The sequence below is a fragment of the Dehalococcoidia bacterium genome, assembly GCA_030648205.1.
Lineage (GTDB): Bacteria > Chloroflexota > Dehalococcoidia > JAUSIH01 > JAUSIH01 > JAUSIH01.
Genome location: JAUSIH010000067.1, coordinates 1 through 18,750 on the forward strand (window position 1 = coordinate 1; position 18,750 = coordinate 18,750).

Genomic DNA, 18,750 nt, shown 5'->3' on the forward strand with positions numbered 1-18,750 from the left:
GCTTCATGGACATCGCGCCAGCCAGCGCGGTCGCGTGGGGGATGGCCTGCTCCGCCAGACGCGAGCCGTCCAGAGGCAGGATGACGACGTCCAGCCGAACCTGGTTCGCGGGAGTGGGCTTCTGCTTGGCGCGGACCACCAAGAGCGGGTTGGGCGTGACGTTCAGCACCTTGTCGGCCACGCTGCCCAGCACCCATCGCGCGATGCCCGACCGCCCATGCGTGGTCATGGCGATGAGCGTATCCTTCTCCTTGGCCGCTTCGCTGAGAATGTACTCGGCGGGGTTCCCCTCGTGGACTTCCGTGGACACGGAGAGGCCAACTTTTCGCAGGGATGCGCCAACCCGGTCAAGATAGGCCCCCGCCTGAGCGCGCATGCTGGCCAGAATCTCGTCCAAGTATCTGCCCTTGGCGGGGTCAACGAGGCCCGGAGCCACGGGGCCTAAGACCTGCAATAGCTCAACTTTCGACTTGAACGCCTTCGCCACCAGGCGAACGTAGGGCAGGACCTGCTCGGCCAATGGGGAGCCGTCCAGAGGGACCAGTACCTTTCCGTACATGACTTCCGACTCCTTTCCGCAGCGTGTCCGTCCTGAAGGACGCCATTCGCACGGAGGGCGGACCGCTCAACAACCGGGGGCCTTAAACACGCATGGGAAGAGCTAGGGGCTATCTGGCTTCTGAGACAACAGGACGACCATGAGACGTTGAGAGTCGAATTGCGTAGACAGGTGGAGCGTGGTTCACGCGTCACAGGCCCGTCTCCTCGCGAGGAGTTACGATTTCAGCATAGCGTATTGCGAACCAGGATTCAAGAGCCTGACACGTGAGGGGGAATGACGGAAGGATGATCGAGAAGCCGACGTGGCCCTTGCTGAAGCACCGGCGTCGGTAGTAGCATGCGGAGAGGGATGTCCCGTGAGCGCCGGACTGCCGAGGATGCGGCTCTACCCGTCCTTGCCGCCGAGCCGCCGGACTCCAGGGGCCAGGCGCGTGGCGAAGGCCTGGACCTGCGCGGGAACGTCCTCCGCGGGACAGCAGGGCGTCAGGATGATATGACGGGCGCCCGCGTCCACGTACTCCCGGAGCCGCGCAACGCACTCCTCCGGCGTGCCCGCCAGACAGCATCGCTCCACGATCGTGCTGAAGTCCTGACGGTACACGCGTCCCAGACGGGCCTCCACCGTCGCGCGGGCCTCCGCCCGGGAATCGGCGACGCAGGTGAAGATGAACAGGCCCTTGCTGATGGCTTCAGGGTCGCGTCCCGCCTCGCACGCGTACGTAGCGATCTTCGTCACACTCTCTCTGTATTGTTCCGGGCTGTATAAGTAGGGCAGCCAGCCGTCCGCGTAGCGCGCCGCCCGCCGCATGGCGCTCTCGCGCCGCCCGCCAACCCAGACCGGCGGGCCGCCGGACTGGACGGGCTTCGGCTCCATCGTCGCGCCGCGCAGGGGGAAGAAACGACCGGGGAAGTCAACGGACTTCTCGCCCCAGAGCTTCTTCATGACCTGAATGGCCTCGCTGGCGCGCGGGCCGCGCTCCCGCACGGGTATGCCGCACGCCTCGAACTCGCGGGGGTTCTCGCCGCCGACGCCCACGCCCACAATCAGCCTGCCGCCGGAGAGAATGTCCAGAGTGCCCAAGTCCTTGGCCAGCGGCACCGGGTGGCGCAACGGGAGCAGGATGATGGCGGATCCCAGCGTAATGCGCTGCGTCCTGGCCGCCATCATCGCCATGCTCACAACAGCGCTGGAGACGGGACTCCAATTGGTGAAATGCTCACCCGTCCAGCAGGAATCGAAGCCCAGGTCCTCCACCACCTGCGCCATGTCCAGCGGGCTCAGGCCGGATGGCAGGTTGCTCATCATCAGGCCGACCTTCACGGGCTGCCTGGACTCGTTCGCCTGCGTCATACTACGGTGCACCCCCCTGCCCCGCGTTGAAACGTGTCATTGCCTTGTCCAGCCCATCCTGAATGACCGACAGCAGGGCCTCGGATGCCCGCGCCACAGCCTCGGCGATCACCTTTTCCTCCGCAGCGCTGAAGTCCCCCAGCACATGGCCCACGGCGTCCCGTCCGCTGTTTTCCGGCCGTCCCACGCCCACGCGCAGGCGCGGGAACGCATCGCTGCCCAGCACGCCGATGATGGACTGGACGCCACGGTGTCCCGCGGAGCTGCCTCCCGAACGGATACGCAGCTTGCCAAGCGGCAGGTCCAGGTCATCATAAACGACCATGAGATCAGTAAAAGGGATGTGGTAGAAACGCGCCACTGGCCCGACAGCCCGGCCGCTTTCATTCATGAAGGCGCGCGGCTTGAGCAGGAGGACCCTTTCGCCCGCCACGTCTCCCTCGGCCATCTGGTAGTCGGGCTTCTTCCGGGTGAACGCGAGGCCGCGGTCCTGGGCGAAGCGGTCAACGCAGCGGAAGCCCACGTTGTGGCGGCTGCGCGCGTACCCTGTCCCGGGATTGCCGAGTCCCACGATGAGCTTCACCGACTCATCCCTCCCGCACCACGACGCGCGCCCGACGACGGCCCGGTAGCCAGATCCAGCGTCCATGAGTCAATCAGGATAACCTCGCACGCCAGGGTGGTCCCACCACGTTCCAGCCGGAAGCTGCGTGCCTGGCCGGGCGTCAACTGAGGGAACAGAAGCGACATAGGGTTACCGCCCCTTCCCCGTCCGCGCTTCCGCCTGACGCAACAACTCCAGGAACTCGGCCTCGTTCAGCACCTTGACGCCGAGCACCTTTGCCTTCTCCAACTTGGACCCCGCATCCCTGCCCACCACCACGTAGTCGGTCTTGCGCGACACACTGGAGCCCGCTGTGCCGCCCAGTCCCTTTATCGCGGCCTCCGCGCTGTCGCGGCTGAAGGCGTCCAGCGTGCCTGTCACGACAAACGTCTTGCCCGCCAGGGGTCGCGGCCCCGTCACCCCGGAAGCCTCCTCCCGCATGCGCACGCCTGCCTCCCGCAACTTCTTGACAACCCGCAGATTGCGCGGCTCGCGGAAATACGCCACCACGCTCTCCGCGATGGCGGGCCCAATGTCCGGCACTTTCATTATGTCATCCACCGAGGCCGCGGCCAGCGCCTCGATGCCGCCGAAGTGTTGCGCCAGCAACTCGGCGATGCGCTCGCCCACGTGGCGGATGCCCAGCGCGAAGATGAGCCGCGCCAGGGGGCGCGTCTTGCTGCCCTCTATCTGGGCCAGTACCTTGGTCGCCAGCTTGTCGCCCATGCGCTCCAGAGTCAGAAGCTGCTCCTGAGTCAGTGCGTACAGGTCCGCCGCGTCCTTGACCAGCCCCTTCTCCAGGAGCTGGGCACAGAGGACGTCGCCCGCTCCCTCTATCTCCATGACACCCGCGAAGTGCCGCAGGCTCTCGTAAAGCTGCGCGGGACAGGCGGTGTTGGGACAGCGGGTCATCGCCTCGCCTTCCGACTTCACGACCCGCGCGCCGCACTCCGGGCACGTCTCCGGCATCCGGAACTCGCGCTCCTGCCCCGTGCGGCGGTCCAGGACCGGCCCCACCACCTGGGGAATCACCTCTCCCGCGCGCTCCACAACGACCCAGTCGCCGACGCGAATGTCCTTGCGACGGATGTCGTCCTCGTTGTGCAGGGTCGCCTGCTTCACGGTCACGCCGCTCACCCGCACCGGCTCCAGGATGGCGTAGGGGTTCAGCGAGCCGGTCCGGCCCACGTTGACGCCGATGTCCTTGAGCAGCGTCACGGCCTGCTCCGCGGGGAACTTGTAGGCGGTGGCCCAGCGCGGCTCGCGCCCCACGGCGCCGAGCTGCCCCTGCACGCTGAAGGGATTCGCCTTGACCACAACGCCGTCCGTGTCATAGTCCAGCCCGGCCCTCTTTTCGCCCCACTCGCAGCAGTAGGCCTTCGCCTCGTCCAGGCTGCGGCACTGCCGACTGTTGGGGTTGAGCTTGAACCCCATCTGCTTGAGGCGCCGCATCGTCTCCCAGTGGTTGTCCGGCATGGGGCTGCCGCCTTCCGCCCAGCCGAGGGCGTACACGAAAATGTCCAGGCGGCGCTCGGCCGTGATGCGAGAGTCCAACTGGCGCACGGAGCCCGCGGCGGAGTTGCGCGGGTTGGCGAAGAGGGGCTGGCCCTGCCGGGCGCGCTCCTCGTTCAGCCGGCGGAAGCTGGTGCGCGGCATGTACACCTCGCCGCGCACCTCGAAGCGGCGCGGTGCCCCGTCCACGGGGACCGCGAGCGGGATGCTCTTGATGGTCCGCAGGTTGGGCGTCACGTCCTCGCCCTGCAGGCCGTCGCCACGGGTGGCGCCCTGCTTGAGCATGCCGTCCTCGTACACCAGGGCAATAGCCAGGCCATCAATCTTCAGCTCGCAGACGATGTCGAAGGCGCGGCCATCCAGGAGCTTGGACGCGCGCTGGTGCCAGGCGTCAAGGTCTTCATCGCTGAAGGCGTTCGCGAGGCTCAGCAGCGGCACGCGGTGCGTCACGACGCCGAACTCGGCGAGAGGAGGCGCACCCACGCGCTGGGTCGGCGAGTCCGAAGTGACCAGATCCGAGTAACGGGCCTCCAGCTCCTTCAGCTCGCGCATCAGCGCGTCGTACTCGGCGTCGCTGACGACCGGACTGTCCAGGACGTAGTAGCGGTAGTTGTAGTGGTTAATCTGCTCGCGGAGTTGCTTGACGCGCTCGACGGCGGCCGGGTCGGCAGGCATAGGCACTCCTAGACCACTCCGGCCCTCCGGAGGTCCACAAGGTCCATGCACGAGAAGCCCAGGCGTCCGCAATAGACCTCTTCGTTGTGCTCGCCCAGGCGCGGGGCGGGCCGCCGGATGCTGATGGGCGTTTCAGAGAGCTTGAATGGGGCGCTGGGGTACTTCCAGGTCCCGGCCTCCGGGTGGCGCACCTCCGCGAAGTACCGCCGGTGCGCAAGCTGAGGATCGCTCAGAAGGTCCTCGACCGTGCGGACGGGCGCGAACGGCGTGTGAGCGTCGCGGCACTCGTCGAATATCTCCTTCTTCGTGCGTTCCGCGAACCAGGGCGCCATGAGGGCCTCCACGTCGTCCGGGTACTCCTCGCCCATGGCGCGCCGGTTGCGGTACCGCGGCTGCTTGCTCCACTCCGGCTCACCCATCAGCTTGACGAAGCGTATCCACTGCTCCAGTTGGGGCGCGTTAAGGCATATCCAGCCGTCCTTGCACTTCAGGATGGTCTGGGGGAACAGGCCCAGGCCGCTGCGGAACCCTTTGCGGTCGCCCGTGATGCCCTGGAACACATAGGTGGGCACGTACATTCCGGCGAAATTGCAGGCCAGCACCTCCGCCTCCGCGATATCCACGCGCTGGCCCGTCCCCGTCCTGTCCCGCGCAAGGACGGCGGCCATCGTCGCGCCCGCGGCGTTCAGGCCGGCCTGGTGGTCGCCCTGCCAGAATGGCATGGCCAAAGGCTCGCGGTCCGGTGAGCCAACCCCATAGGCCACATTCCCCGCCGCCGAACATGTCAAGTCGCACGCCTTGCGGTCGCGGTAGGGGCCGCTCTGGCCCCAGGCAGTGATGGATGTGACGATGAGCCGCGGGTTCACCTGGCTCAGGGCTTTGTAGTCCAGGCCCAACTCCTCCATGACCTTGGGCGGGTTGGCCTCCACCAGGACGTCCGCGTCCTTGAGCAGCCGCTTGAGGATGTCGCGCCCCGTGGGTAGGCTGACGTCCAGCGTCACCCCCAGCTTGTTGTGGTTCAGGTACAGGAAAAAGCCGCTCTTCTCTGGATGGGGGATATCGCCGGGGAAAGGGCCGACGCGCCGCGCCAGGTCGCCGAGGTTCGGCTCGATTTTCACCACGTCAGCGCCCTGGTCGGCCAGCAGCTTGGTGGCGTAGGGCGCCGCAACGAACGACCCCAGCTCCACGACCTTGAGGCCCGCGAGCGTGCCTGCTTCCGTCATGTTGTGCGATTCTCCGTTGGCAGTTTGGGCCATGCCTCCGCGAAGGTAAAAACGGGGGAAGAGCGGGGCACCGATTGATTCTATAGCTGGCGCATGGCTATGTCAATGGCGGCGCGTTGCGCTGCCGGACGGCGCACGGCAAAAGCGAGGGACCCCATCAAGCATGGGACAAGCCATGCCCCAAGTGCGGCGTGCTATAATGTCACCATTGTGCGTAAGGGTTCTTCGCACTCCGACGCGAACCTTGCCGCAGCCCAGGCGCGCGCGTTGGCCCACGCCCGGGCCCGTTTCCCGTCGCTGGTGGCTGGCGGGCGAAGCTATCCCATCGACTTTGAAGTCCTTTCAGCCCGCCTGGACATCATTAACAAGCGCTACGAAATCCACGTGGCGTGGGCGCCCCAGGGCGCCCACGTTGCGGAGCGCGGCGTCCTTGTCTACCGGGCTGACCTCCAGGGCAACCTGCTGCCGGACACGCCGGAGATGCGCTCCCCGCCCCGCTGGCAGGCCGGCGGGGCCCCCAGCGTGGCCGTTCCCGTTCGCACCGTCATCCTGGTAGCAGCGCTGGTCGTCGTCGCCGCCCTGGTCGGCGCGCAGGCGATGGGGCTGTTCCAGAAGCCAGGGCTGCCTTCGCCTTCCGTCAGGCCACCGCCCCCAGCGCCACCGCCCGCGGCCCGCACTTCCCCCACAGCGACCCCCACTCAGCAGTTCATCGAAAAGCGGTTCCAGGCGCAAAGCGGCCAGGAGGCGCGCGTCAGCTTTTCCCCCGCCGAGTCCGGACTGACCGGCCTCCAGCAGGTCAGTCTTCTCACCCGCGCCGCCATTCTGGATGGCGCCCTTTTCTATGATTCCTTGCGCCCGCGCGTGGATACGGCGCCGCCGCTCCAGGACACCGTGTACGCGTATTTCCAAATAGAAGCGAAGGGCATCCCCGCCGACGCGGTGGAGAGGGCCACCATCACGTTCGCCGTGCGCCAGGACTGGCTCAACGACGGGGACATCCGAAAAGAAAGTGTGACCCTGTGGCAGAGCAGTAATGGACCGTGGCGGGCGTTGCCTACCCGCGTCGTGGGGGAAGACACGCAGACGGTCCTCTTCAGCGCCACAACGTCGGGGACGTTCTCCCTGTTCGCGATTGCGGGGCAGAGCGCTGAGGGGACACCCACGCCGCCCGCGGGAACCCCCACGTTCGCCACCCCCACGAGCACGCCGACGCCCAGGCCATCGCCCACGCCCCGGCCGTCGCCAACCCCCGCGCCGACGCCCACGCCGACAGTGACGCCCACACCGACGGTGACGCCGCCGCCCACGCGCACGCCCACGCCGACTCCCACTTTCACGCCGAGTCCCACGCCCACGCCAGCGACCTTCACGCTCAAGGTCACCGCCACCGGACGGGGCACGGTCTCGCCCGACAGCGGCCAGTTCCGGCAGGGCGAGCGGGTGGTCGTGCGTGCATCGGCGGAACCGAACAATCTCTTTCTGCGGTGGGAAGGCCCCCTCCCCGAAGCAAGCGCCACGCAAAACCCGCTGACCATCACCATCAGCGACAACACCAGCCTTGTCGCCGTCTTCAGGCCGCGGCCATATCCACTCACTGTGACCCAGAACGGCGCTGGGACCATCACACCGCCCCAGGGCCTGTTTGACTACGGGACGCAGGTCACGCTCAAGGCCATACCCGCGGACGGATGGAGCTTCTACAGGTGGGAAGGGGATGTGAAGGGATCAAGCGCCATGGTGACGATGACCATAGACGGCCCCAAGCTTGCGAGAGCCGTCTTCAGCCCGCCCGCGGTCGCCCTGACCATCGTCGTATCGGGAGAGGGCACAGTGACACCCAAGTCAGGCACCTTTCCCCGCGACACCGTGGCCGGCCTGCAGGCCACGCCCGCCGGCGGCTGGACATTCCAGCGATGGGACGGCGACCTCCAGAGCACGGACGCCAGTGTCAGCCTCGCCCTGGACTATCACAAGCGCATCACCGCCGTGTTCGTCCCTGAGCGCGTCATCCTTCAGACGCGCAGTATCGGGGAAGGCAAGGTGCTCCCCTCGGGCGGGACGTACAACTACAACCAGGATGTGGGCCTGACGGCGCAGCCCGCGCCGGGATGGCGCTTCGACCATTGGAGCGGCGGCGCGACCGGCTCCACGCTCACTACGAGCATCACCATTGTCGGCGACGTGACCGTCGTCGCTCAATTCGTTCAGCAGGTCAGCGACCCGGGCGAACAGATGCTGTTCTCCGCCCAGACGTCCAGCGGCTATCAGATTTTCAGGACGAAGACGAGCGGCGCGGACAAGACGCAGATCACGAACAACCAGTTCAACAACCGTTGGCCGGTCTGGTCGCCCGACAAGTCAAAGGTCTCCTACGCCTCGGGGCGCAACGGCAACTGGGACATCTACGTTGCCTTCGCCGACGGCTCGTCGGAGTGGCGCATCACGGATACGCCTGTGGAGGAGCGGCACTCCACCTGGGCGCCGGACAACCGGCGGATCGCCTTCGCCTCCCAGCAGGACGGCGACTGGGATATCTACACCCTGGATACGTACCTCATCACGGAAGCCACGAACCCCGTGGTGCTCCGCAACATCAAGAAGACCCGATTGACGGCAACAGCGTCCACGGACTGGGAGCCCGCCTGGTCTCCCCGAGGCAGTCAGATCGCCTTCTCCACAGACCGCGATGGCGGGAAATTTCATATCTGGGTGATGAGTTCGGACGGCGCCAGCCAGACGAGCCTGACCTCGGGGTTCAACTACGACGACATGCAGCCCTCCTGGTCACCTGACGGAACCAAGCTGACGTTTGCCAGTAACAGGGACGGCACATGGCAGATTTATACGATGAACGGGGATGGGACGAACCAGCGCCGCGTGAGCAACACCAGATTCAACGACAGACACCCTTCATGGTCCGACGACGGTACGCGCATCGTTTTTCAGACGGACAGGGAGGGCACTGACATGGTCTACGTCATGAACGTCGACGGCACCAGCACGGCGCGCGTCCCGCCGTCCGGCATGTTCAACCTGGAGCCATCCTGGAGCGGCCGCTAGCTCCCGTGCGCGGGAGTCCGGCAGGCGCCTCCTAGACCGCAGCCGGCGGACGGCCCCGCAGGTATATGCTCAGCAACCGCAGGGCGGCCTCCGCCGAACTCTCCTGGTTCTCGCTGCGCGTCCCCGTCCAGCGGTGCTCCTCGCACGCCTCCAGGCCGTCGCCGGAGGAGAGGGCTACGTAGGTCAGGCCCACCGGCTTGGCGGGCGTCCCGCCGTCCGGTCCGGCGATGCCCGTGCACGCCAGGCCTATGTCGGCGCCCAGCAACAGACGGACTCCCCGCGCCATCGCCAGGGCCGCGGTGCGGCTGACGGCCCCCTCCTGAAGCAGGACGGATTCCGGCACATGGAGAAGCTGCGCCTTCACGCCGTTGTGATACGCGACCACTCCGCCGCGAAAGTACCTGGAACTGCCCGGCGCGAGCGTAAGGCGCCGCGCGACAAGCCCGCCGGTGCACGACTCGGCTACGGCCAGAGTCAGTCGCACCCCGGAAAGCGCCTGTCCCACCGCTTGTTCCAGCCTCATGCCGCGCTCCGCGCAGGTATGGTTCCCCTGCTATACTGAAAATCAGAATCGGAGGACATGGTAGCACAATGCCACAGCGCACTCCCGTCGTAACCTGCTTTCTCCTTCGGCGGCGTCCCGGCCGCGAAGGAGCACCCCAGGACGAGGTACTGCTCCTGCGTCGCAGCGACCGCGTGGGCACCTATCGCAGGCGGTGGGCCGGCGTCAGCGGATACGTTGAAGCTCCGCCTGAAGAACAGGCCTACCGTGAGATACAAGAGGAGACCGGACTGGAGCGCGACGACGTGGAGCTGCTGCGCCGCGGCGAGCATCTGGATATCCCGGACAAGGCTCTGGACAAAGTCTGGTCGGTGCACCCGTTCTTATTCCTCGTGCGTGACCCCTCCAAGATGCGGACGGGATGGGAACACGTGGAAGCGCGGTGGGTGCGACCCGCCCAGATTGCCGCGTACGATACAGTGCCCGGCCTGGCGGACGCCCTGGCGCGGGTCTATCCCCTTCCAGCGGGGCGGACATGACCGGCGTCGCGTTGGCGCTGGGGCGGCTGCGCTTGGACCGCTCCCACGACGCAGGCTGGCTCGGCTTCGTGGCGCTGGCTGCGGCGACGCACGCGCGAAGGGAGCGCGCCTTCCGAGCGCCCTGAGCACTAGCATACTTGTCCTCCACAAGGGAATTGGACATGCACGCAATGGCGATTATCGGCATTCTGCCCGTGGACGGCGTGGCGAGCATCGTCCACGCGGAGCGCTGCGACTGGTGGGGCGAAGGTGTCCAGGCCCGGACGGTCGTGTTCGAGTCGGCGGAGGCGCGCAACGACGCCCTGGCTCGCGCTGAGGTGGACATCGCGTTCATGGACGGCCTCACGGTGGCGCTGCTGCGGGACCACGGCCTGAACGCGAAGATACTGACGGCGTTACACCGCGGCACGAAGAACGTTCTCGCCGCGCCGGGCCTGCCCATCCAGTCGCTGGCGGACCTGCGGGAAATCGCGGTGTCGCTGGGCACCACCATCGAGTACTACGCGGACAAGCTGCTGGAGCGCGCGGGCGTGGACCCCGCGCAGGTCGTCAAACGGGACGTCCCGTCCATCGCGGAGCGCCTGGAGCGCCTGCTCCGCGGCGAGCTGCCCGCCGCCTGCCTGCCCATGCCCTTCGCGCAGATGGCCCAGGACCACGGCGCCCGCCTCCTGGCCACCAACCACGGGCTGCAACCCCCCATGCTGGAATCCGTCGTGGCCGCACGCGGCGACTGGCTGGCAGGCCAGCGGGAGGATGCGCGGCGCTTCCTGCGCGCTCTTACGCGGTCCATCGAGGCGCTGAACGCCGACCCGGCGCTCCACAAGCGGCTGGCGATAGAGACAGCGCGGGTGCCTCGCGAGATGGGGCATGGCTACGCGGTGGAACGTCATCCCGCCCTACCGGGCTATCCGCCGGAGTACCATCGGGAGTTCGGCGAGTGGCTCTTGGCGAAGCGGGCCATCACCCGCATGATGCCCTACGAGGATCTGGTGGACGTGGTGCTCTCGCGTGAGGCGGCGCGGGGAATGCCTGCCAGTCCGCGGAAGTCGTGAACCGCTGCACTCCGATACGCCGGCCCTATTGGCCAACGCCCGCGGAAGCGAGCAGCTTCGCGAAGCCATAGGCCGTGCCCGCGGCCAGCGCGCCGATGCCCAGCGTCTCCAGTCCGGACGGCAGCCACGGCCTTCCGCTCATCCTGCCCTTCACCACGCCCGCCGCGAAGAGGGCCACCAATGTGAGAATGCTGGAATAAAGCAGCCCCTGCAGGACGTTTTGCGCCATCAGATAGGGCAGCAGGGGCACCAGCGCCCCCGCCATGTAGAAGCCGCCCACTATGGCGGCGGACCGCGCGGGTGGACGCAGGTCCTCCTCCCGCATCCCCAGCTCCTCGCGCATCATGAACTTCACCCAGCGGTCCTTGTCGTCTGTGATTACATGGACGGCCCTGTCCAGGTCCTCTCCCGCAAAGCCCTTCTGCTCGAAGATGTGACTGACCTCCCGGCGCTCCTGCTCCGGAATCTCGTCGACCTCCCTGTACTCTTGCGCAAGCTCGCGGGCGTACAGTTCGTTATAGGACTTGGTGGAGAGGTAACCGCCCAGGCCCATGGCGATCCCTCCCGCCACCATTTCGGCGCTGCCCGCCAGGACCACGACACCCGTGCTCGCGACCACTCCGCTCAGGCCGGCGGCCAGAGCAAAAGGAGTCGTCAGGCCGTCCGCGCTCCCCAGAATCGCTTCGCCGATGCTGCGGCCACCCTTGATGTGCAATTCCTCGTGGCGGTGCGGGAAACGGAACATGCTGCACCTCTCAAAGGGAGTATTGACGGCTATGCCGTACAGGACCTGTCGAGACCATCATACCAGCCCCGCTGAGCGCGCGAGCAAAAAGCGCGACACTGGTCTATGATAAGGTCATGGCCCCAGCCCACGACCTGCGAGGTGACACGTGCCCCAAGCCCGCAGCGCTCCTCAGCCAGGTCTAGACGCCTTCTTCCGCCCCCGGACCATCGCCGTCATCGGCGCGTCCCGCAATCCGTGGAAGCTCGGCTACGCCATCCTGGACAACCTGCAGCGCTCCCGGTTTCCCGGCGCCATCTATCCCGTCAATCCCCTCGCCCGCGAGGTCCTCGGACTGAAGGCCTACGCCTCCGTCCTGGACGCACCCCGCCGCATAGACCTGGCGGTGCTCGTGGTGTCGGCGCCGCAGGTGGCGCCCATGCTGGAGGAGTGCGGACAGAAGGGAGCGAAGGGGGCGCTCATCATCACGGCGGGCTTCCGCGAAACGGGCGCCGACGGCCTCCGCGGCGAGCAGGAGCTGGTGGACATCGCACGGCGCTATCGGATGCGGCTCGTCGGACCCAACTCTCTGGGCGTCCTCGACACCTTCCACAACCTGAACGCATCCTTCGGCGAGGGCCTGCCGCGTGCGTATGAAATCGCGGTGCTCAGCCACTCCGGGGCGATGGCGTCCGCCCTGCTGGACTGGGCCGCCCTGGCGGACGTCGGTTTCTCTAAGTTCGTCTCCCTGGGCAACTCCGCCGACGTCAACGAGACGGACATGCTGGAACACTGGGCGAGGGACCGCGAAGCGAGGGTGATCGTAGGCTATCTGGAAGGCATCCACGACGGACGGCGCTTCCTGGACGCCGCGCGGAAGGTGACGTCCCGCAAGCCCCTGATTCTCATGAAGGTAGGCGGCACGGATGCGGGCGCCCGCGCCATGGCCTCCCATACCGGCGCACTCGCCACATCCGAGGCCGTGGTGGACGCCGCGTTCCGGCAGACGGGCATTGTGCGGGCGCACACCATGCAGGAGCTTTTTGACTTCATCCCCTGCTTCTCGTACTGTCCGCTTCCCGCGGGGCCGCGCGTCGCCGTGGTGACCAACGCCGGAGGCCCCGGCGTAATGGCCGCCGACGCCCTGGAGCGCCAGGGGTTGAAGCTTGCCGAGATGGGCGCCGGCACGCGACGGAAGCTACAGGAAAGCTTGCCGAACGCCGCCGCGCTGCGGAACCCCATTGACCTGCGCGGCGACGCCCCCGCCGACAGCTACCTGGCGGCGCTGGAAGCGGTGCTGCCGGAGCCGGGCGTGGACGCTGTCCTGGCGCTGTTCACGCCCCAGGCCGTGAGCGAGCCTGAGCGCACCGCGCGCGTCCTCATCAGCATCTGCAAGGCAGCGAAGAAGCCCATCCTGGCGGTGTACATGGGCGGAGTGGCCATTGGCAGGGCCGTGGATATGCTGGAAAAGGCGCGGGTCCCGGTCTACTCGTATCCCGAGCGCGCCGTACATGCGCTTCACGCTCTTGTGGCCTACGCCCGCTACCGGGCGGGTCCCTAGCCTCGGCGCTTGCGCTTGCACGGAGGGCCGCTCTCAGCCGCAATGCCACGCAGGATGACGCCATGCCGATCCTGAGCGCCGCCTGACCTTGGGTGCTAACGTTTTGGCGACAACATCGTTAAAATAGGGGTTAGCATGATTGAGCATTTCTCAGGGAGGTCTCAATGAGAACAACGTTAGCTTCCGCATTCCTTGCGGCGACCCTTCTGTTGGCGGCGTGTGCTCCCGGCGCCATTACGACACCAGCCGTCGTAGCGACCACCAACACATCTCCTTCGGCGCCAGCCGCCAGCGCCGCCCCAGCTTCGGCCCCGGGCGTGGCGGCCGCTTTCCAGGAAACACTGGAGCGCATCTACAGCCAGGTCAATATCTCCGTTGTTAACATCAGAGTAGTCCAGAACCAGACCACGACAGCCCAGGGCTTCCCCGACACGCCGGGCTTCCCCTTCCAGGGGCCGCCTGATACCCAGGGACCCCAGCGGGGGGCAGGCTCCGGGTTCGTATGGGACAAGCAAGGACACATCGTCACCAATAACCACGTCGTGGCGGGCGCGGACCGCATCACGGTCACGTTACACGACGGTACTACCCTGTCCGCAAAGATGGTGGGGACGGACCCAGACAGCGACCTCGCCGTCGTCAAGGTGGATATTGCGGCTGATCGCCTTCAGCCGGTCACCATGGGCGACTCCACGCGGGCGAAGGTCGGCCAGCTCTCTATCGCTATTGGAAACCCCTTTGGCCTGCAGAACACCATGACCACAGGCATCGTCAGCGCCATAGGTAGACTCCTGCCCGTGGACTCGTCCAACACGACCGGCCCCTCTTACACCATCCCGGACGTCATCCAGACGGACGCCGCCATCAACCCCGGCAACTCCGGAGGCGTGCTGGTTGACGACCAGGGGAAGGTGCTCGGCGTGACGTCCGCCATTATCTCCCCCGTGCGGGCGTCGGCCGGCATCGGTTTCGCCATCCCCTCCGCAATCGTGCAAAAGGTGGTGCCGTCGCTCATCACGACGGGCCACTACGTGCATCCCTATCTCGGCATCAGCGGCATCACCTTGAACCCCGACTTTGCCAAGGCCATGAACCTGAGCGAGGACCAGCGCGGCGCGCTGGTCGCGGAGGTGGCGACGGGCGGCCCGGCGGAGAAGGCCGGCCTGCACGGGAGCGCCCAGCAGGTGACCATTGACGGCCAGCAGATGCGCGTCGGCGGCGACGTGATTGTGGCGGTAGGCGGCAAGCCCGTGAAGACGTTCGACGACGTGGTCACCTACTTGAGCCGGTCCGCCTCCGTGGGACAAGCGTTTTCCATGGACGTGTTGCGGGATGGCAAGAGCCAGACGGTCGCAATCATTCCGGCGGCGCGTCCCGTGTCCGGCCCGCAGACAGCACAGGCCCCGGACCAGCGTCGGCAGGCCCCTAACCCGCAGGCCCCCAGCCAGCCCACAGGGGGAGCGACGCTGGGCATCCAGGGTGTCACCGTCACGCCGGCCATCGCCGCGGCCATGAGCCTCCCCGCCAACGCGCAGGGCGTGCTCGTGGAACGGGTCGTCCCCGGTAGTCCGGCAGCCCAGGCCGGTCTGCGCGGCAGCGACAAGCAACTTGATAACGGAGCAACGGGCGTCCTCGTCGGCGGCGACATCATCGTCGCGCTGGACGGGCAGCCCACGACCTCCATCGAGGACCTTCGGAGCCTGCTCCAGAGAGCGCAGCGGCGGGCGACCCTCACGCTGCTGCGGAACGGCGCAACAGTCCAGGTGACCGTCAATCTGATGGGGCGCACTGCCCCCGGCCCGTAAACACAAGCGCCAGGAGTTACTCGGGCATACCACCTGAAGCGCCCGAGTAACTCCTGGCATACCCGAGGAGGGGAGGCTCCGACGAGAGACTTGGCCTAACGCGCGCTACTCGTCCGCGAGCAGCGTAACCTCCAGCAGCACGCTATCGCCGCCGAGCGAGCGCGGGCCATATCCGCGTCACTGCCCCTGGCGCCGTCGTACTTGCGATTGAGCAGCGGAGCTATCCACCGTACCAACTCCTGCTCCGTGCGGACACACGCCATCCCACGCAACGAAGCCGCGCTCCCTCGGTGGAACCTGAGTTGTACCCACGCGTCGCCTTGCAGCTTGCGCACCTTGAGGGAGTCACGCCCTGTGGCTACGTACACCTTACCCAAGTCATAGAGGAACCACACGGGCACGGTCGCGGGCTTGCCGTCCGCGCCGTATGTGGTAATGAAGACCTCGGTTTCCCGACGCAGGGCCTGCTCTTGTTCCCCATCCATCCGCGCTCTCCCTAGCTGCCATCGCCGTGATCGCTCTGGACGCTGACACGACCAGACAGGATAGCATACCAGCGACGGCACGCCGGTTGCGCCACATCGCGTTCTCTCACACCTTGTGGTACCGGCGTCTCCGATAATAGACGCTTGCGCATCAATGATGTTGACAACCTGCCCTTCGCAACGATACAGTAACCGCTGAGTTTCCACCCAAGGACCGGCTGTGTACTCCCCTGAAGGCCGCGCACGGGCTCGCACGGCGGGGCGCGTGACAGTTCTTAGCAGAGCCGTCTCGGCGCTACATTATCGAATGGGATAACACATGGACGACCGACAGGCGTTCTCCGGTGTAAAAGTGGTCGAACTTGGCAGCGGCATCTCTGCCCCTTACGCGACGAAGATCCTGGCTGACCTTGGCGCCGAAGTCATCAAGGTCGAGGCGCCACCCCACGGGGACATCGCCCGGCGCCACGGCCCCTTTCCAGGCAACGCACCCCACCCCGAGCACAGCGGCCTGTTCCTCTGGCTCAACGCAAACAAGCTGGGGATAACTCTCAACACGGGCGCACCGATCGGTCGCGCGGTCCTGGACCGGCTCGTGCGGCAGGCCGATGTCCTCGTGTACGACGACTCGCTGCCCGGGGCAGGCGACCTCAACGCCGCCGCGCTGAACGCTCTCCAGCCACAACTGATCGCGGTCTCGGTCACCCCCTTTGGCCGATCAGTCAGCTACGCGGGATGGAAGGCTTCCCACGCCGTCTGCTGCGCGCTGGGCGGGGTCAGCGAGGCGATCGGCAGCGCGGACCGGGAGCCGCTGCCAGCCCCCTACTCGCAAGGCGACCTTCAGGCTGGCCTCAGCGCCGCCTGCGCCATCGTCGCCGCTCTCCTCGAGCGCCAGGAGTCCGAACAAGGCCAGGAGGTCGAGGTCAGCGAGGTGGACGTGCTGGCGACCCTGCTCTCGGGGTACCAGTATGTCTTTCAGGCGTTCGGGACTCTGCAAACGGCTCGCGGCGAGGGAATCTACCAGGGCCGTTACCCGCCGCGATTCTTTCCCACCAAGGACGGCTACATGAGCCTCAGCGCGCCGCAGCGGGCCCAGTGGGAGAGGTTCATCGAAGTCATGGGCAGCCCAGAATGGGCCAGAGACCCGCGCTACCAGGACCGGCGGGCGCTGGCTGAAAAGTATGCGGAAGAGGTGAACGCCCTCATGGCCCCGTGGTTCATGGCGCACGCGCGGGAAGATATCTTCCGTGCCTGCCAGGACAGGCGGGTGCCGTTCGCTCCGGTCTACACGGTGCCTGAAGTGCTGCGACATCCTCATCTGGAGCACCGGGGCTTCTTCCGGGACGTGGAGCAACCCGACGTAGGGCCGGTGCGCTATCCCGGCCTGCCCTTCAAAATGTCGGAGACGCCGTGGACACTCCGCCGACCAGCGCCTCGTCTGGGCCAGCACAACGAGGAGGTCCTGTGCGGACGGCTGAGCCTGTCACGGCAGGACCTCGTTGACCTTGCGCGGGCAGGCATCATCTAATAAGAGGCGGGTACGTATGCTGCCACTAGAGCGCTACCGCGTCATTGACCTGGGCACGGCTTTCGCCGGGTCCATGCCAGGCCAATACCTTGCGGACCTGGGCGCCCAGGTGGTCAAGGTGGAGGCCCGCACTCGCCCGGATGGGCTTCGGTTCGGCCCCGGCCCCGTGCTTAAGAGCAGGGCCAAGTCGCGCGAGGACCTGCTGGAGCTGAACCCGAATTTTCATGCCATAAACCGCGGCAAACAGGGGATCACCGTGGACATCACCAGCCGCGAGGGCATCCGCCTGGCCAGGGAGCTTGTGCGCGTCAGCGACGTTTGGATTGACAACTTCACCCCCGATGTCCTGCCCAAGTACGGGCTGGACTACAGGGCCCTGCGGCAGGTCAACCCCACGCTTGTCATGGCGTCTCTAAGCGTGGCGGGGCAGGAAGGCCCTCTGAGGGATACGCGGGCCTATGCCAATACTATTACCGCCCTTTCAGGCCTCAGCACTTTGCTTGGCTATGAGGACACAACCTATCCAGAGGACTTGCATATAGCCTACGGAGACACCAACGCCGCCATCTTCTGTGCCTTTGCCGTACTCACGGCGTTGTTCCACCGACGTAAGACCGGGAGAGGCCAGTTCATTGACCTCTCTGCCTGGGAGAGCACCGCCTGTCTTCTGGGCGAGCCCATGCTGGAGCACCAGTTCCTGGGCATTATCCCCGGTCACCAGGGTAGCCGCCATCCCTACGCGGCGCCCCACGGGAACTATCCGTGCAGAGGAGACGACGCCTGGGTCTGCATCACCGTCACGACCGAGGAGGAGTGGCAGGGCCTGTGTCGGGCCATGGGGAGGTCGGACTGGGCGCAGGATCCGCGCTTCGTCGACGGATATGCCCGGACGAAGAACCGTGCCGCCCTGGACAGCCCCGTGGCAGAGTGGACCCGCCAGCGGACGCCCCAAGATGCGTCGGCCCTTCTCCAGAGGGAAGGCGTGCCAGCCGCTCCTGTCCTCACGGTACGCGACCGAGCCACCGATCCCGCCCTGCGCCAACGGTACATCAACGACGTGGCGCATCCCATGTTCGGCATGGCGCCTGTATACGCCATGCCCTGGCGTCTCAAGCGAACGCCGCCGCAAACGCGCGGCCCCGCGCCACTCCTGGGCCAGCATAACGCCGACGTGTTCGGCAAGCTCCTGGGGTTGCCGTCGGGGGATATGCAGACCCTCATCAAGCAGGGCGTGCTCTGAATAGCGCCATTAGCTCCACGCTGGTGTGGACGGGCCTCAAGGCTGAGAAAACACGCGTTCAGAAAGACACATGGGGTACAGGAGTCTTGCGGTCACCATCCAGGACGGCATCGCGCTGGTGAAGTTCCAAAGGCATGATGACGGGGGGGCTTCCGAAGGAGTTGCAACGTCTTCAAGGAGAAGCGTCCTAGTACTCAGTCACTCTAATTTTGAATAGTTCAAAACTTCGTGTACGATGGGAGCATTCTGAACAAGGAGGAGATCCCTGTATGTCAGTGCTCAAGTACGTGGTCAGGCTGACGGATGAGGAACGAGAGCAAGCCAACGC

Annotated in this window: 16 protein-coding genes; 8 read left to right on the forward strand and 8 right to left on the reverse strand. The window is 66.3% G+C overall.

Annotation, left to right across the window (positions count from 1 at the left end; translation table 11 throughout):
- The 5 genes from Q7T26_08355 to Q7T26_08375 form a co-directional block, all read right to left on the reverse strand.
- Positions 1–559 (reverse strand): universal stress protein (locus tag Q7T26_08355; GenBank protein MDO8532164.1); only part of this gene is annotated, 559 nt, incomplete at its 3' end.
- A gap of 387 nt (positions 560–946) precedes the next feature.
- Entirely contained in the window at positions 947–1,912 is a 966-nt protein-coding gene (locus Q7T26_08360; GenBank protein ID MDO8532165.1) for an LLM class flavin-dependent oxidoreductase, read from the reverse strand.
- A 1-nt stretch (position 1,913) separates the two neighbouring features.
- Positions 1,914–2,561: an aminoacyl-tRNA hydrolase gene (pth, locus tag Q7T26_08365; protein MDO8532166.1), complete on the reverse strand. Its 648-nt coding sequence runs from the start codon at positions 2,559–2,561 to the stop codon at positions 1,914–1,916.
- A 105-nt stretch (positions 2,562–2,666) separates the two neighbouring features.
- A complete protein-coding gene (ligA, locus tag Q7T26_08370; protein MDO8532167.1) occupies positions 2,667–4,703 on the reverse strand; it encodes an NAD-dependent DNA ligase LigA in 2,037 nt (678 codons plus the stop codon).
- Between the two features lie 8 nt (positions 4,704–4,711).
- The gene (locus tag Q7T26_08375) at positions 4,712–5,926 is read right to left on the reverse strand and encodes a CoA transferase (protein ID MDO8532168.1); all 1,215 of its coding nucleotides are present in this window, start codon (positions 5,924–5,926) and stop codon (positions 4,712–4,714) included.
- A 267-nt stretch (positions 5,927–6,193) separates the two neighbouring features.
- On the opposite strand from Q7T26_08375, the gene Q7T26_08380 reads away from it, so the two are divergent.
- Complete coding sequence (locus tag Q7T26_08380; protein MDO8532169.1) at positions 6,194–8,986, forward strand: PGF-pre-PGF domain-containing protein; 2,793 nt, start codon at positions 6,194–6,196, stop codon at positions 8,984–8,986.
- A gap of 31 nt (positions 8,987–9,017) precedes the next feature.
- On the opposite strand, the gene Q7T26_08385 is transcribed toward Q7T26_08380, so the two are convergent.
- Entirely contained in the window at positions 9,018–9,509 is a 492-nt protein-coding gene (locus tag Q7T26_08385; protein ID MDO8532170.1) for a nicotinamide-nucleotide amidohydrolase family protein, read from the reverse strand.
- A gap of 68 nt (positions 9,510–9,577) precedes the next feature.
- Here Q7T26_08385 and Q7T26_08390 point away from each other — a divergent pair, with 68 nt between their 5' ends.
- From Q7T26_08390 to Q7T26_08400, 3 genes are read left to right on the forward strand one after another with little or no spacing between them, the layout of a single operon-like run.
- Positions 9,578–10,027 (forward strand): NUDIX domain-containing protein, encoded by a 450-nt coding sequence (locus Q7T26_08390; GenBank protein ID MDO8532171.1) that lies wholly within the window; start codon positions 9,578–9,580, stop codon positions 10,025–10,027.
- Positions 10,024–10,152, forward strand: coding sequence for a hypothetical protein (locus Q7T26_08395; protein ID MDO8532172.1), 129 nt, complete (start codon positions 10,024–10,026; stop codon positions 10,150–10,152). The genes Q7T26_08390 and Q7T26_08395 overlap by 4 nt, the downstream gene beginning before the upstream one ends.
- 36 nt (positions 10,153–10,188) lie before the next feature.
- Positions 10,189–11,079, forward strand: coding sequence for a MetQ/NlpA family ABC transporter substrate-binding protein (locus Q7T26_08400; GenBank protein MDO8532173.1), 891 nt, complete (start codon positions 10,189–10,191; stop codon positions 11,077–11,079).
- A gap of 25 nt (positions 11,080–11,104) precedes the next feature.
- Here Q7T26_08400 and Q7T26_08405 read toward each other — a convergent pair whose 3' ends face one another.
- Positions 11,105–11,824, reverse strand: a complete 720-nt coding sequence (locus Q7T26_08405; protein ID MDO8532174.1) for a VIT1/CCC1 transporter family protein — start codon at positions 11,822–11,824, stop codon at positions 11,105–11,107.
- 148 nt (positions 11,825–11,972) lie between these two features.
- Here Q7T26_08405 and Q7T26_08410 point away from each other — a divergent pair, with 148 nt between their 5' ends.
- Complete coding sequence (locus tag Q7T26_08410) at positions 11,973–13,364, forward strand: CoA-binding protein (GenBank protein MDO8532175.1); 1,392 nt, start codon at positions 11,973–11,975, stop codon at positions 13,362–13,364.
- 164 nt (positions 13,365–13,528) lie between these two features.
- Complete coding sequence (locus Q7T26_08415; protein ID MDO8532176.1) at positions 13,529–15,169, forward strand: trypsin-like peptidase domain-containing protein; 1,641 nt, start codon at positions 13,529–13,531, stop codon at positions 15,167–15,169.
- 95 nt (positions 15,170–15,264) lie between these two features.
- Here the strand turns inward: Q7T26_08415 and Q7T26_08420 are convergent, their stop codons facing one another.
- Entirely contained in the window at positions 15,265–15,654 is a 390-nt protein-coding gene (locus Q7T26_08420) for a pyridoxamine 5'-phosphate oxidase family protein (protein ID MDO8532177.1), read from the reverse strand.
- 319 nt (positions 15,655–15,973) lie between these two features.
- Here Q7T26_08420 and Q7T26_08425 point away from each other — a divergent pair, with 319 nt between their 5' ends.
- The gene (locus tag Q7T26_08425; protein MDO8532178.1) at positions 15,974–17,182 is read left to right on the forward strand and encodes a CoA transferase; all 1,209 of its coding nucleotides are present in this window, start codon (positions 15,974–15,976) and stop codon (positions 17,180–17,182) included.
- A gap of 16 nt (positions 17,183–17,198) precedes the next feature.
- On the forward strand, positions 17,199–18,422 hold the full coding sequence (locus Q7T26_08430; protein ID MDO8532179.1) for a CoA transferase: 1,224 nt from the start codon (positions 17,199–17,201) through the stop codon (positions 18,420–18,422).
- The last annotated feature ends 328 nt before the right edge of the window (positions 18,423–18,750 follow it).

What these genes read in the sequence shown, in the direction of transcription:
- Q7T26_08400 (MDO8532173.1), top strand. Translation starts at nt 10,189, where the DNA reads ATGCACGCAATGGCGATTATCGGCATTCTGCCCGTGGACGGCGTGGCG.
- pth (MDO8532166.1), bottom strand. Translation starts at nt 2,561, where the DNA reads ATGGACGCTGGATCTGGCTACCGGGCCGTCGTCGGGCGCGCGTCGTGG.
- Q7T26_08395 (MDO8532172.1), top strand. Translation starts at nt 10,024, where the DNA reads ATGACCGGCGTCGCGTTGGCGCTGGGGCGGCTGCGCTTGGACCGCTCC.
- Q7T26_08420 (MDO8532177.1), bottom strand. Translation starts at nt 15,654, where the DNA reads ATGGATGGGGAACAAGAGCAGGCCCTGCGTCGGGAAACCGAGGTCTTC.
- Q7T26_08405 (MDO8532174.1), bottom strand. Translation starts at nt 11,824, where the DNA reads ATGTTCCGTTTCCCGCACCGCCACGAGGAATTGCACATCAAGGGTGGC.
- Q7T26_08375 (MDO8532168.1), bottom strand. Translation starts at nt 5,926, where the DNA reads ATGACGGAAGCAGGCACGCTCGCGGGCCTCAAGGTCGTGGAGCTGGGG.
- Q7T26_08425 (MDO8532178.1), top strand. Translation starts at nt 15,974, where the DNA reads ATGGACGACCGACAGGCGTTCTCCGGTGTAAAAGTGGTCGAACTTGGC.
- Q7T26_08430 (MDO8532179.1), top strand. Translation starts at nt 17,199, where the DNA reads ATGCTGCCACTAGAGCGCTACCGCGTCATTGACCTGGGCACGGCTTTC.
- Q7T26_08390 (MDO8532171.1), top strand. Translation starts at nt 9,578, where the DNA reads ATGCCACAGCGCACTCCCGTCGTAACCTGCTTTCTCCTTCGGCGGCGT.
- Q7T26_08385 (MDO8532170.1), bottom strand. Translation starts at nt 9,509, where the DNA reads ATGAGGCTGGAACAAGCGGTGGGACAGGCGCTTTCCGGGGTGCGACTG.
- ligA (MDO8532167.1), bottom strand. Translation starts at nt 4,703, where the DNA reads ATGCCTGCCGACCCGGCCGCCGTCGAGCGCGTCAAGCAACTCCGCGAG.
- Q7T26_08415 (MDO8532176.1), top strand. Translation starts at nt 13,529, where the DNA reads ATGAGAACAACGTTAGCTTCCGCATTCCTTGCGGCGACCCTTCTGTTG.
- Q7T26_08360 (MDO8532165.1), bottom strand. Translation starts at nt 1,912, where the DNA reads ATGACGCAGGCGAACGAGTCCAGGCAGCCCGTGAAGGTCGGCCTGATG.